Source organism: Actinomyces sp. Marseille-P3109 (genome assembly GCF_900323545.1).
Taxonomy (GTDB): Bacteria; Actinomycetota; Actinomycetes; order Actinomycetales; family Actinomycetaceae; genus Actinomyces.
Genome location: NZ_OOHN01000008.1, coordinates 238862 through 251314, shown reverse-complemented (window position 1 = coordinate 251314; position 12453 = coordinate 238862). Strand labels below are relative to the sequence as shown.

General features: G+C 69.6%; 10 protein-coding genes. 4 read left to right on the top strand and 6 right to left on the bottom strand.

The features are described 5' to 3' along the window. Nucleotides 1-168 precede the first annotated feature (168 nt). Nucleotides 169-648 (top strand): holo-ACP synthase, encoded by a 480-nt coding sequence (locus tag BQ8008_RS01295; RefSeq protein ID WP_108832463.1) that lies wholly within the window; start codon nucleotides 169-171, stop codon nucleotides 646-648. Between the two features lie 64 nt (nucleotides 649-712). Here the strand turns inward: BQ8008_RS01295 and glmS are convergent, their stop codons facing one another. Continuing rightward, nucleotides 713-2617, bottom strand: a complete 1905-nt coding sequence (gene glmS, locus BQ8008_RS01290) for a glutamine--fructose-6-phosphate transaminase (isomerizing) (RefSeq protein WP_108832462.1) — start codon at nucleotides 2615-2617, stop codon at nucleotides 713-715. A gap of 212 nt (nucleotides 2618-2829) precedes the next feature. Here glmS and coaA point away from each other — a divergent pair, with 212 nt between their 5' ends. Continuing rightward, a complete protein-coding gene (gene coaA, locus BQ8008_RS01285; protein ID WP_108832461.1) occupies nucleotides 2830-3813 on the top strand; it encodes a type I pantothenate kinase in 984 nt (327 codons plus the stop codon). Nucleotides 3814-4078: 265 nt separating this feature from the next. On the opposite strand, the gene BQ8008_RS01280 is transcribed toward coaA, so the two are convergent. The 3 genes from BQ8008_RS01280 to BQ8008_RS01270 all read right to left on the bottom strand — a co-directional run bounded on the left by BQ8008_RS01280 (nucleotide 4079) and on the right by BQ8008_RS01270 (nucleotide 5535). Further along, nucleotides 4079-4570 (bottom strand): hypothetical protein, encoded by a 492-nt coding sequence (locus tag BQ8008_RS01280; RefSeq protein ID WP_108832460.1) that lies wholly within the window; start codon nucleotides 4568-4570, stop codon nucleotides 4079-4081. Then, nucleotides 4567-4956, bottom strand: a complete 390-nt coding sequence (locus tag BQ8008_RS01275) for a helix-turn-helix domain-containing protein (protein WP_108832459.1) — start codon at nucleotides 4954-4956, stop codon at nucleotides 4567-4569. Before BQ8008_RS01275 ends, BQ8008_RS01280 begins: the two co-directional genes overlap by 4 nt. An 87-nt stretch (nucleotides 4957-5043) precedes the next feature. Next, the gene (locus tag BQ8008_RS01270) at nucleotides 5044-5535 is read right to left on the bottom strand and encodes a hypothetical protein (RefSeq protein ID WP_234415169.1); all 492 of its coding nucleotides are present in this window, start codon (nucleotides 5533-5535) and stop codon (nucleotides 5044-5046) included. 195 nt (nucleotides 5536-5730) lie between these two features. On the opposite strand from BQ8008_RS01270, the gene BQ8008_RS01265 reads away from it, so the two are divergent. Together BQ8008_RS01265 and BQ8008_RS01260 are read left to right on the top strand one after the other, a co-directional pair. Continuing rightward, nucleotides 5731-6807 carry an ATP-binding cassette domain-containing protein gene (locus tag BQ8008_RS01265; RefSeq protein ID WP_108832458.1) on the top strand — a complete coding sequence of 359 codons (1077 nt, stop codon included), beginning with the start codon at nucleotides 5731-5733 and terminating at the stop codon, nucleotides 6805-6807. Continuing rightward, nucleotides 6804-7643: an ABC transporter permease gene (locus BQ8008_RS01260; protein ID WP_108832457.1), complete on the top strand. Its 840-nt coding sequence runs from the start codon at nucleotides 6804-6806 to the stop codon at nucleotides 7641-7643. Before BQ8008_RS01265 ends, BQ8008_RS01260 begins: the two co-directional genes overlap by 4 nt. Nucleotides 7644-7691: 48 nt before the next feature. On the opposite strand, the gene BQ8008_RS01255 is transcribed toward BQ8008_RS01260, so the two are convergent. Together BQ8008_RS01255 and glmM are read right to left on the bottom strand one after the other, a co-directional pair. Beyond that, the gene (locus BQ8008_RS01255; protein WP_442778209.1) at nucleotides 7692-10901 is read right to left on the bottom strand and encodes an ATP-binding protein; all 3210 of its coding nucleotides are present in this window, start codon (nucleotides 10899-10901) and stop codon (nucleotides 7692-7694) included. Between the two features lie 125 nt (nucleotides 10902-11026). Beyond that, nucleotides 11027-12388, bottom strand: coding sequence for a phosphoglucosamine mutase (gene glmM / locus BQ8008_RS01250; protein ID WP_108832455.1), 1362 nt, complete (start codon nucleotides 12386-12388; stop codon nucleotides 11027-11029). Nucleotides 12389-12453 lie beyond the last annotated feature (65 nt).

The following is a 12453-nucleotide window of genomic DNA, read 5'->3' as shown; positions in this document are numbered from 1 at the left end:
GCTCGTCACTGCTCGCTTCTCCAGCGAAGTTCTGAGACGTGCGATTTCAGAAAATGAGACGTGCCGTGAGTCGGTCCCGACCCTCACGGGCACGGAAAGTTGTCGTTTCCAGGATTCAGGCGGCGCGTTCACCCCGCGCCCTTCCCGTCCACCCGGCACAATGGCCGAGTGATCCGCGCAGTAGGGACTGACCTGGTCGACGTCACCCGCCTCGAAGGCTATATGGACCGGGTACCCGGCCTGCGCGAGCGCCTCTTCACCCCTGTCGAGCTGGCCGCCTGCCGGCAGCGAGCCGCCTCCCTGGGGGCGCGCCTGGCGGCCAAGGAGGCGGTTCTCAAGGCCCTGGGGTCGGCCTACGCCGAGCTCGGGCTGGATGCACCCGAGGGGTGGGCCTACAAGGACATCGAGGTGACCTCGACTCCCGGCACACCGCCGCGTCTGCGGTTGACCGGGGCCGCCGCCATGGCCGCGCGCCAGGCGGGCATCGGCCACTGGCACCTCTCGCTGGCCCACGACGGCGGCATGGCGCAGGCCTTCGTCGTCGCCCAGGCCGACCACGTCGACAACGATGACGACCTGGCCCTGTCCTCCCAGCGCTCCGAGGCCCGCGTCAAGCCGCAGGTCAAGTCGCTGCGCCCGGCCCTGTAGGAGCCGAGCCCGCGGATTCGGGCTCGGCTCCGTTGGGGGTCGGGTCGATGTGGCCCCGTCGGTCCTACTCGACGGTCACGGACTTGGCCAGGTTGCGCGGCTGGTCGATGTCCAGACCCTTGGCCCCGGCCAGGGCGGCGGCGAAGACCTGCAGCGGCACCACGGTCAGCAGCGGCCACAGGATCGTGGGGGTGGCGGGGACCCGGATGATGTGGTCGGCGAAGGGCTCGACGTCGCCGTCACCCTCCTCGGCGATGACGATGGTGCGCGCGCCGCGGGCCCGGATCTCCTGGATGTTGGAAATGACCTTGTCGTGCAGGACGGGGCGGCGCGGGGTGGGCACGATGACGAAGACCGGCAGGCCCTCCTCGATGAGCGCGATCGGGCCGTGCTTGAGCTCGCCGGCGGCGAAGCCCTCGGCGTGGACGTAGGCGAGCTCCTTGAGCTTGAGCGCGCCCTCCAACGCCACCGGGAAGCCGACGTGGCGGCCCAGGAACAGGAAGGAGGACCTGTCCGCCAGCTCGGCGCCCAGATCACGCACCTTCGCCTCCTGGCTGTCCAGGACGTGCTGGATCCGGTCCGGCATGGCGGCGAGGTTGTCCAGGTAGTCGGCGACCTCGTCGGGCCACTTGTTGCCGCGCAGCTGAGCCAGGTAGAGCCCCAGCAGGTAGCAGGCGGTGATCTGGGCGAGGAAGGCCTTGGTGGAGGCCACGGCGACCTCGGGGCCGGCGTGGGTGTAGAGGACGGCGTCGGCCTCGCGGGCGATGGTCGAGCCGTAGGTGTTGACGATGGCCAGGACCTTGCTGCCCTGCTCTCGGGCGTGGCGCACGGCCTGGATGGTGTCCATGGTCTCTCCGGACTGGGAGATCGCTACGGTGAGGGTCTTCTCACTGACGACCGGGTCGCGGTAGCGGAACTCGTGGGCGAGCTCGACCTCCACAGGGATGCGGCACCAGTGCTCGATGGCGTACTTGGCGACGTGCCCGGCGTAGGAGGCCGTGCCGCAGGCGATGACGATGATCTTGTCGACGCTGCGCAGGACGGCCGGGTCGATGCGCATCTCGTCGAGCTGGAGCTCGCCGCGCTCGTCGACGCGGCCGCGCAGGGTGTCGGCCACGGCGGTGGGCTGCTCGTGGATCTCCTTGTCCATGAAGGTGTCGTAGCCGCCCTTGACGGCGGCGGAGGCGTCCCAGGTGACCTCCCAGGTCTTGGGCTCGACGTCATTGCCGTCCTTGTCCCAGACGTGGACGGCGTCGGCGGTCAGGAGGAGCACCTGGTCGTCGTCGACCTCGGCGGCCTTCTTGGTGAAGGCGACGAAGGCGGCGACGTCACTGCCCAGGAAGTTCTCGCCCTCGCCCAGGCCGATGACCAGCGGGCTGGAGCGGCGGGCAGCGACGATGGCCGCGGGGGCGAGGTCGCTGACGGCCAGGAGCGCGAAGGTGCCCTCGAGGCGAGCGGTGACGGCCTGCATCGAGGCGACCAGAAGCTCGGCGACCCTGGCCGGATCGGAGGCGGCGGCCGGGTCCTGGCGCAGGCGTTCGGTGAAGTCGATGTCCAGGACGTGGGCGACGACCTCCGTGTCGGTGTCGGAGATGAGCTCGCGCCCGGCGGCCTCGACCTCCTCGCGCAGTGGGCGGAAGTTCTCGATGATGCCGTTGTGGACCACGGCGAGGTGGCCGGCGCGGTGGGGGTGGGCGTTGACCGTCGTCGGGCCGCCGTGAGTGGCCCAGCGGGTGTGTCCGATGCCCGCGGTGGCGGGGGCCGGCGGAGTGGCCTCCAGGAGCGTGCGCAGGCCGGAGAGCTTGCCCGCCTCCTTGACGACGTCCAGGCCGGAGGGGCCGACCAGGGCAACGCCCGCGGAGTCGTAGCCGCGGTACTCCAAACGGCCGAGGCCATCCATCAGAACAGCAAGGGAACGGGAAGAACCAGTATCAGTCAGGGGGCCGACGTGGCCGACAATTCCACACATGCTCCGATCGAATCATGCTGACGCGGCATTGACAACGAGCGCAGGGCCACCTCGGTGTGATGTCGACATGATCCTGGAGCCACCCAAGCAACGCCTCGGTTGATCCCTTCACCGCCCCCTCCCGACCCCTTGGCCGGTATTCCGGTTGATACCTCACTGATTCCGCTTCGATTCCCGGGGATTGTCCGCCGAGTCCGTCTTTTTGCGACACTGTGCCGGTGAACTCCAAGCTGAGTGACCCGAACGACCTGGGCACCGCAGGCGCCTCGCCCTATATCGAGCTGGACCGTGACCAGTGGTCCGCCCTGGCGTCCTCGGCGCCGCTGCCGCTGACCCAGGCCGACGTCGAGAAGCTGCGGGGTCTGGGCGACCCCATCGACCTGGCCGAGGTGGACGCCGTCTACCGGCCCCTGACCGCGCTGCTGGAGGACTACATCGCCACCTCGCGCGAGCGCGCGCACCGAACCGGCGCCTTCCTGGGGGTGAACGAGCCGCCCACGCCCTTCGTCGTCGCGGTGGCCGGATCGGTCGCCGTCGGTAAGTCCACGACGGCGCGGCTCATCGCCCACCTGCTCGCCCGCTTCCCGGACACGCCCCGGGTGGACCTGGTGACCACCGACGGATTCCTGCTGCCCAACCGGGTCCTCGAGGAGCGCGGGCTCATGGCCCGCAAGGGCTTCCCCGAGTCCTACGACCGCCGGGGACTGCTGGACTTCGTGGCGGCCGTGAAGTCAGGCAGCGAGCACGTCCAGGCGCCGGTCTACTCCCACACGGTCTACGACATCATCCCGGGCCGGCACGTGACGGTGGAGAGCCCCGACATCCTGGTCCTGGAGGGGCTCAACGTCCTCCAGCCCGCCCCGCGGGGGACGCGGCCGGGGGCCTCGGCCCTGGCGGTGAGCGACTTCATCGACTTCTCGATCTACGTCGACGCCGATCCCGCCGACATCCGCCGCTGGTACCTGGACCGGTTCCTCACCCTCAAGCACACGGCCTTCACCCAGCCGGGATCCTACTTCCGGCGCTTCGCCGAGATCCCCGACGACGTCGCCCTGGCCGGGGCCGGCGAGATCTGGGAGAGCGTCAACCTGGTCAACCTGCGCGAGAACATCGCCCCCACCCGGGGCCGGGCCACCCTGGTCCTGACCAAGGACTCAGAGCACCGTATGAGCCGGGTCCTGCTGCGCAAGTCCTAGTTCCTCGTCCTCGCGCGCGAGGCTCCCGTGGGGTGAGCCGCCCGGAGTGGGAAGTCGTCAGCAGGTTCACCGGAAGGGGACGGGCCGGGTCGCCCGCAGCCGCCCTGCTGGCCCTGGGCGTGCACTGCACGAGGGTCGGGTGCACTCCAGGTAGGCGGGACCTTCGTGCAGTGTGCACAACCGCTGGCCAGGAGCTCCCCACCCTCGTGGAGTAGCCGAACTGAACAGATCCGACCGGAAGCGGCGCCGAGCGTGCGTCGCCTCGCTACTCATCGTTCGCGGTACGACCGGTCTGCCCGGCGGGAGACGGGTAGGTGACATCCGGCATATCCCCAGGGATATCGATGCACCCCACGCTCCCAGGACAAAGCGCCGACACTGTACGTGCAGCCGCTGAGACGTGATCCCACAGGACACGTGCGGCCCAGGGGCCGTAGCGCTGCGTGACAGCAGCGAGATCTTCTTGCATCGCGGTCTCGTCAGCTTCGTCGTCAGAAGCAGCGAACACCATGCTGGCGGTAGCGCCGACGAACCATTCACCGGCACCGATGGCAAGATCGCCGACGAGAGCGTGGATCGGAGCCGTCTCTTCCGGCGCCATCTGCACTTCAATCGGGCTGATGCGCCACTGAACGAAGTCCTTCTCTATGTCCTGCGGCTGACAGATGACACGGAAGGTCTGAAGTTGTAGGACGGTGGCTGATCGCAGCGAGAAGTGCTGATCGCTCGTCTCATCAGAACTCGGCGCGGACATCATGCCCCCACCAGCTTGCCCGTGGAGACTCGTCGCGCCGCTTCCGTAGAGGACGGCTCCCACCTGTAGTCAGGCATACCAGCGTTGCGGGCGGCACGATGAACGTCATGCTCTCCGACAGCAATCACCTCATGTCGGATAAGCGCACCCACCGCCTTGGCATAGCGGCGCACCGTGGACAGGTGAGCATCCGAGTGGCCCGACTCGAACCGGGAGACGGATGCCTGACTGGTGCCCATGATGCGCGCAACGTCAGCCTGAGTCATCCCGCTGCGATCGCGCACGGCGACGAGATCACGGAACAGCGCATGGTCAGCAGCGACCAGGCTGCGCGCATGCTTGTGACCAGGGGCGTCCGGGTCCTCACCAAGAAGCTCGTAGATGTCCATGTTCACTCACCACCTTGTGGGATATATCGGTGGCGATATACTAGCCTCTGCTTCGATCCTGCAGGGAGCGGATCGTCGCATCTCACATCACTTCGCTCTCCGCGTCTGCACCCAGGACTCGAAACGCCCCTGAGCCGCGGCGATGTGCTCGTCCTGCTCCTCCAGTCCGATCATTCCGTCTCGCTTGTGGCGGAGGCTGAGCGAGAGCAGCAGACGATCCTCGTCATCCGGTTCAGTGAAGTACAGCCGTAGATGGCGCTGCTCTCCGTCGAGGTTGACGGTCAGTTCCAGGCGCGCCTCGAGTACGTCATGCGCACTCTGAGCCTTGCAGACGATGCCCTTGCTATAGGTGGTGTCGAAGTTGAGACGGCCGGACTCTGCATCGCTGATGAGTTTGCCAACCTCCGCCAAGAGCATCTGCCACTCGTCGTTACTGATGCCGCACGCCCGCAGCTTGCTCATCTCTTTGGTCAGATAGGGACGTCCGCGACTGTCCGCCGTATGCTTCCAGTACCCGCCACAACGACACGAACGAGCTCCATAGCCGTAGACCTTGTGATGGAGAAGGGCGGTCATCATGACCACACTCGCAACAAAAACGTTGTCATAGGGACTCCTCGGGGTGCTGTGGAGTGACTCATGAGGATAGTAGCCCTACCGCCCGCCACGATCAGCACCCACCTGGCATGGTCCGTGGACGGAACGAAACGGAGTGAAACCGAGTGGCCTCGCGGTGAAGCCGCTCTGAAACCGCCGGGGTCCAGCCTTACCGGCATGACCACACGAACAGTAAGCAGATCACCCGCTCCGAGCGAGCCCGCGGCCATCAGGACCGACGGCCTGACCCGGACCTTCGGCTCCTTCACCGCCGTCGACGGCCTCGACCTGGAGATCCCCGCGGGCATCGTGTACGGCCTGCTCGGCCCCAACGGAGCCGGTAAGTCGACGGCGCTGCGCATGATCACCACCCTGTTGGCACCCACCCGCGGTCGGGCAACGGTCCTGGGGCACGACGTCGTCCGCGAGCGCCATGCCGTACGCAGCCTCATCGGGGTGACGGGCCAGTACGCCAGCGTCGATGAGATGCTCACCGGGGCGGAGAACCTGCGGCTCTTCGGACGACTGCTGGGTCTTAGCCGACGTCGGGCGCGTGATCGGGCCGACGAGCTGCTGGCCGCCTTCAGCCTCACCGAGGCCGGCGGCAAGCGGGTGAGCAGCTACTCCGGTGGGATGCGGCGTCGGCTGGACCTGGCCGTCTCGCTCATCTCCCGGCCCCCGCTCGTCTTCCTGGACGAGCCCACCACCGGCCTGGACCCGCGCACGCGCGAGCAGATGTGGGACGTCATCCGATCCCTGGTGGAGGGCGGCTCCACGATCCTGCTGACCACCCAGTACCTGGAGGAGGCCGACCGTCTGGCTCACCAGGTCGGCATCATCGACACCGGGCGGCTCATCGCCGAGGGCACTCCCGACGAGCTCAAGGACCGGGTGGGCAGCAGCTCGCTCATCCTGGCCCCGGCGAGACCCGCGGACCAGGGCGCCACCGCCGCGATCATCGAGCGGGTCACCGGTCACGCTCCGGCCGTCATCGACCACGGCGCTCACCTGCAGACGCCGTTGAGCGAGGCGTCGGTGGCCACCGAGGTGCTCGTGGCCCTGCGCGACGCCGGGCTGTCCCCCAAGACCGTCTCCGTGGATCGTCCCAGCATGGACTCGGTCTTCATGGCCCTCACCGGCCAGCCCCATCCCCATAGGGCCGACGACGCAGCCTCCCCCGACTCCGCTACGTCGTCGGCGCCCTCGCCCACGTCCCCATCCGCCCGTCCTTCGGATATCAAGGAGCAGTCATGACCTCCCCCGCAGCAACAGCACCCACCCTGTCGACCGGCGCCGGTTCGCACCCGAGCCTGACCCGCTTCAGCGAGACGCGGCTGGTCCCGGACACCCTGGCCATGGCCTGGCGCTCGCTCATCACCATGGTGCGCAACCCGGGCGAGTTCTACGACATCCTCATCCAACCGATCATGTTCACCGTCATGTTCGGTGAGATCTTCGGCGGCGCCATCGCCGGCGACGTCAAGGCCTACCTGCCCACGATCGTGCCGGGCCTCATCATCATCAACGCACTGACCACGAGCCAGAGCGTGGGCGTGGACCTGCGCGAGGACATGGACAAGGGCGTCTTCGACCGCTTCCGCACCATGCCGATGTCGAGGATCGCGCCCGTCCTGGGCCCCATGGTCTCCGACGTGCTGCGATACCTCATCTGCACCTCCCTGACGGTGCTCACCGGCTACGTCCTGGGGTACCGGCCTGAGAACGGCTGGTCGGGGACCATCGGAGCCATCGCCCTGGCGGCGGGCTGCGCCTGGGCGATCGCCTGGACCTTCCTGCTGCTGGGGACAGTCTTCTCCTCGGCCCAGGCAGTCACCTCCTTCACCGTCATCGTCCTGTTCCCACTGACCTTCCTGTCCAACGCGATGGTGCCCACCGCGACGCTGCCGGGCTGGCTCAAGGCCTTCGTGCGCAACAACCCGGTCTCGCACATCGTTGACGGTTGCCGCTACCTGCTGGACGGGACGACGGGCTCGGCCGAGGACGTGCGCGCCGCGATCATCGGCTCTCTCCTGGTCCTGGCCGTCATGGCCCCGCTGACGATCCTCCGCTACCAGCGGCGCAACGCCTGAGCACACGGTCGATCGGGCCTCTGACGCAGCGGTTGATCGACCTGCCGGTCAGCGGTTCCAACCGGCCTCGCTCGCCAGACGGCGGGCGAGGCCGGCCGCGTGCGCGACCAGCTGGAGGCGGCTCAGGGACCGGATGCGTCCCTCGGCCGTCGCCAGCGCCTGGGCGTCGAGCTGCTCGGTGCGGGTGCGCAGGTAGTCGTGGGAGAGCAGTCGGCAGGTCTGGTTGGTCCCCACGGCCAGGGCGGTGGCGACCAGCTCGGCGCCCGCTGCCCGCCGGTCAGAGCCCGTCGGTGCGGCGGCCATGGTGGACAGGCCGACGGCCGCGGCGAAGGCCATGATGGTGGGGATATCGCGCTGCCGCGGAGCAGCGCCCTGCCGCGCAGCAGGATCGGAGAGGGTATCGCGCAGCAGGGGCACGGCCCGGGCGCGGATGGCCCCGGCGTCGAGCTCGACGGCGTCATCCGCGCTGAGCTCGACGTCGGTGACCAGGCACATGCTCAGGATGTAGAGCTCCCACTGGGATCCCGCCCCCAGGATGGAGCGCCAGTGCCCGGCGTAGCGCAGGCTCACGCGCTGTGTGAGGGCGGCGGCGCGCACACGCCCACGGGTGAGCTCCAGCTCGCCGCGCACGGAGCGGGCGATGAAGCGCATGGTTCCCGGCAGGTCAACGGGCTCCAGGGTCTCCAGGAGATTGACGGCGGTCTCCGGACGGGGATCGAGGTAGACCGCGCAGTAGGCTCCCTCCAGCCGCAGCGTCATGCGGAAGAACTCGCCCCAGCTGGGCAGGACCCGGTCCAGGAGCACCTGAGCGCGCGTGCAGGCGTCGACGACCTGGCTGTACCGTCCCAGGGACATGAGCACCTGCAGCCGATGGAGGTGCAGCTCGAGCAGGTTGATACCGGCCAGTTCGGTGCCGTGGAGTCGCTCCAGGAGGGTCTCGATGGTCTCCAGGGAGGCATGAGGGTCTCCGTCGTCCTCCTGCTGGGCGGCCAGGCAGCGGGTCGCCGCCCAGGCGACCCAGGGGTCGGCGTCGCCCGCCAGCTCGGCCCACTGCTCGTCACCGGCACGCAGGAAGCGCCTGACCCGGGAGAACGGCCCCTCGCCGTCGAAGGAGGCAGGTAGCAGGGAGCGGACCCGGGTGGGCATGTGGCTCAGGAGCCCGAACAGGGTGACGCACAGGGCCAGGACGCTCATCCCCGCCTCATTGCCGCGCAGGGTCCCGGCCGGCTGGGTGGCAGGGCCGATGAGGCGCGAGCCGTAGTCCGCGATGCGCTCATAGCTCCAGGTGACGCTCCACAGGCGCATGAGCGCGGCACCGATGAGGCAGATCGCGTCACGCAGGTCCGCAGGCAGGGGGTCCGCGTCCTGGCTCTCGGCCTGTGCCAGGAGCCGGTCGAGCTCCTGGAGGATGACGGCCTCGTCGTGGGCGACCTGCTGGAAGACGCGGTTGTGCCGGGGAGCCTGAGGGTGGCCGGCGTCGCCGAAGTCGCCGGCGTTGATGGGGAAGTGGATCTGGGAGCACAGGTCCACCACCCACTCGTGCAGGGCCGCCCGGGCCGCCGTCCCGTCACCGGAGGCGGCCAGCTGCTCCAGGGAGAAGTCGCGGACGGTGACGAGCATATGGAAGCGGGGCAGGCCGCGGTCGCGCACCACGAGCAGGGAGTGGGAGACCAGGGCGTCGAGGAGCTCGGCGGCGTCGGCACCGGTGAGCGCCTCCGCGGCGGCGAGGGTGAATCCGTCTGGGAGCAGCGCCACACGCGCCATGGCCCGGCGCTCAGCGGCGCCGAGCAGGTTCCAGGACCACTCGATGACCGCTGTCAGGGTGCGCTGGCGGGCGGGGGCGTCGCGGGCCGCGGTGAGCAGCTCGGGCCTGCCGGGCAGCCGCTCGGCGATCTGGCCGACCGACAGGCTGCGAGTGCGCGCGGCGGCCAGCTCAATGGCCAGGGGGATGCCCTCCAACCGGGAGAGAAGGTCGTCCAGGTCGTCGTCATCAATGACCTGGTCGGGGCGGGCTGTCAGAGCGCGGGCGCGGAAGAGCTGTGCCGCTGAGGCGGCGTCGAGCGGCTCGAGGCGGTGGACATGCTCCGCACCCAGGTCGAGAGGGCGGCGCGAGGTCGCCAGGATGTGCAGGTCCGGACAGGTGGCCAGCAGCGGTCCGATGAGGTCGGCGACCTCGTCGGCCAGGTGCTCGCAGTTGTCGATGACGAGGACGGTCCCCGGCAGGGCGAGGGCCGCGGCCAGGGACCGGCGCGGGTCGCCGTTGGCCGCCCCGGGGTTCCCGACGGCGTCGAGGAGGACCCTGACCAGATCGGCGCCGGGTGGGACCTCGGCGAGGGAGGCGACGTAGACGGCGGGGCGGCGGCTGCGAGCCGCCACCACCTGCGCCAGGGTCGTCTTGCCGACCCCGCCGGGCCCGGTGAGCGTCACCAGCTGATGGCTGCTCAGGGCCTTGAGGACACCGGCCACATCCGTCTTCCGTCCCAGGAAGTGCTCGGGTGCGGGCTCCAGGCCGCGGCTCACGGGGCTCTCGGCGGCCAGGACGGCCTCGTGGGCGGCGCGCAGGGCCGGGCCCGGCACGGCTCCCAGCTCGCGCAGCCGGCGGCGGTGCTGCTCGTAGATCTCCAGGGCGGCGGCGGGTGAGCGGGCCCAGGACTCGGCTCGCATGAGGGCGGCCAGGACGGTCTCGTCTCCAGCGTCTCGCTGGGCGGCCTCGCGCAGCAGCTCCGCGGCCTGCTCGTGCTCGCCGGTGGCCTCCAGGGCGAGGGCCCGGTCTCGTCGGGCCGCCTCGGCGTGGGCGGCGGCGCGCTCTCGCAGTTGTGCGAAAGGAGAGGCTTCTGCTCCGACGACATCGGTCTGCCCGGGAACAGACGCCCGAGGTAGGTCACCGGTGAGGTCCAGGACCTGGTCCCACTGGCCCTCGGCGGCGCAGGCGCGGGCCCGGGTCGCCCGGTCCGACAGGTCGAGAGCGTCAACATCCGCCGCTGGCAGCGCCAGCCGGTACCCGTCGCCGACACGTTCGACGACGTCCTCCCCCACCGCCGCCCGCACCCGCGAGACGACGACGTGCAGGGCCCGCAGCGGCCGGGCCGGGGCGTCGTCGGGCCACAGGGCCCCGATGAGGGCGCCGTCGCTCAACCGGGCCTCCTGGCTGCCGGCGAGCGCGGACAGCAGGTCAAGGGTCCGCCCGCTCAGGACCTGGCCGCACCAGGTCGGCGGAGCCGTGAGGAGGGCCAGGGGGTACGAGGGCGTCACAGGCATATCCTCCCTCATCGCGCCGATCCGTTGGAGCCGATGGCCCCACACGACCAGGGACCGGCCGCGGCACCGGCCACCGCGCTGGTGGCTGCGTCCGCGACCGGCCCCGGGAGGAACCTGCCGTCAGGTCACAGGCCGAGGTTGTTCTTGACGGTGTCCGCCAGGGAGCGGGCCACGCGGTCGGCCTCCTCCTGGGTGGCGGCCTCGACCATGACGCGCACGAGCGGCTCGGTGCCCGACTGGCGCAGCAGGACGCGGCCGGTGTCCCCCAGCTCCTTCTCCGCGGAGGCGACGGCGTCCTGAACGGACTGGTTGGTGCTGGCCGCCGCCTTGTCGACGTTCTTGACGTTGATGAGTGTCTGGGGCAGACGGGTCACGACGCTGGCGAGCTCGGCCAGCGTCTTGCCGGTGCGCTTGACGCGCGCGGCCACACGCAGGGAGGTGAGCACGCCGTCACCGGTGGTGGCGTGGAGGGTGTCGATGACGTGCCCGGACTGCTCGCCCCCCAGGGTGTAGCCGCCCTGGAGCATCCGCTCGAGCACGTAGCGGTCGCCCACACCGGTCTGAACGGTGCGGATGCCGTGCTCGCGCATGGCCAGGATGAGTCCGAGGTTGCTCATGACGGTGACGACGAGCGTGTCGGAGCCGAGGGTGCCGTCGGCTTTCATACCGATGGCGAGCATGCCCATGATCTGGTCGCCGTCGACAAGCTGGCCGTCGGCGTCCACGGCCAGGCAGCGGTCGGCGTCGCCGTCGTAGGCCACTCCCATGTCCGCGCCGACGGCCCTGACGTAGTTCTGCAGCTGCTCGGGGTGGGTGGAGCCGCAGTTGTCGTTGATGTTGAGGCCGTCCGGGGAGGCGTTGATGACGATGACCTCGGCGCCGGAGGCGCGCAGCGCGGCCGGCCCGACGACGGAGGCGGCGCCGTTGGAGGCGTCGACGACGATGCGCAGCCCGGACAGGTCGGTGGCGGCGGAGTCGACGAGGTGGTTGATGTAGTTCTGGTCGGCGACGGTCTCGCCCTTGATGACGCGGCCGACGTCGGATCCGGTGGGCCGGTCACTGACCTTGCCCAGGAGGGCCTCGATCTCGTCCTCGACGGCGTCGGCGAGCTTATAGCCACCGCGGGCGATGAACTTGATGCCGTTGTCGGGGAAGGGGTTGTGGGAGGCGGAGATCATGACGCCCAGCTCGATGTCCTGGGTGGCCGTCAGGTGTGCGATCGCAGGGGTGGGCAGGACGCCCACACGGGTGACGTCGATCCCGGAGGAGGCCAGGCCCGCGCTGATGGCGTGGTCGAGGAACTCTCCGGAGGCGCGGGTGTCGCGGCCCACGATGGCGCGGGGGCGGATGCTGCGCGAGCGCCGGGTGGCGTTCGAGTCCTTGGTCAGAACACGGGCCGCGGCCTCACCGAGCTGTACGGCCAGGGTGGGCGTGAGCAGGTCGTTGGCCAGGCCGCGTACGCCGTCGGTTCCGAAGAGACGAGCCATGGAATTCCTCCTGAGGGGTGACGAAACAGCACCATCCTGCCATGGGCGCCCCGACGTGGGGAGAT

What these genes read in the sequence shown, in the direction of transcription:
- glmS (WP_108832462.1), bottom strand. Translation starts at nt 2,617, where the DNA reads ATGTGTGGAATTGTCGGCCACGTCGGCCCCCTGACTGATACTGGTTCT.
- BQ8008_RS01280 (WP_108832460.1), bottom strand. Translation starts at nt 4,570, where the DNA reads ATGATGTCCGCGCCGAGTTCTGATGAGACGAGCGATCAGCACTTCTCG.
- BQ8008_RS01275 (WP_108832459.1), bottom strand. Translation starts at nt 4,956, where the DNA reads ATGGACATCTACGAGCTTCTTGGTGAGGACCCGGACGCCCCTGGTCAC.
- BQ8008_RS01270 (WP_234415169.1), bottom strand. Translation starts at nt 5,535, where the DNA reads ATGATGACCGCCCTTCTCCATCACAAGGTCTACGGCTATGGAGCTCGT.
- BQ8008_RS01265 (WP_108832458.1), top strand. Translation starts at nt 5,731, where the DNA reads ATGACCACACGAACAGTAAGCAGATCACCCGCTCCGAGCGAGCCCGCG.
- BQ8008_RS01260 (WP_108832457.1), top strand. Translation starts at nt 6,804, where the DNA reads ATGACCTCCCCCGCAGCAACAGCACCCACCCTGTCGACCGGCGCCGGT.
- BQ8008_RS01255 (WP_442778209.1), bottom strand. Translation starts at nt 10,901, where the DNA reads ATGCCTGTGACGCCCTCGTACCCCCTGGCCCTCCTCACGGCTCCGCCG.
- glmM (WP_108832455.1), bottom strand. Translation starts at nt 12,388, where the DNA reads ATGGCTCGTCTCTTCGGAACCGACGGCGTACGCGGCCTGGCCAACGAC.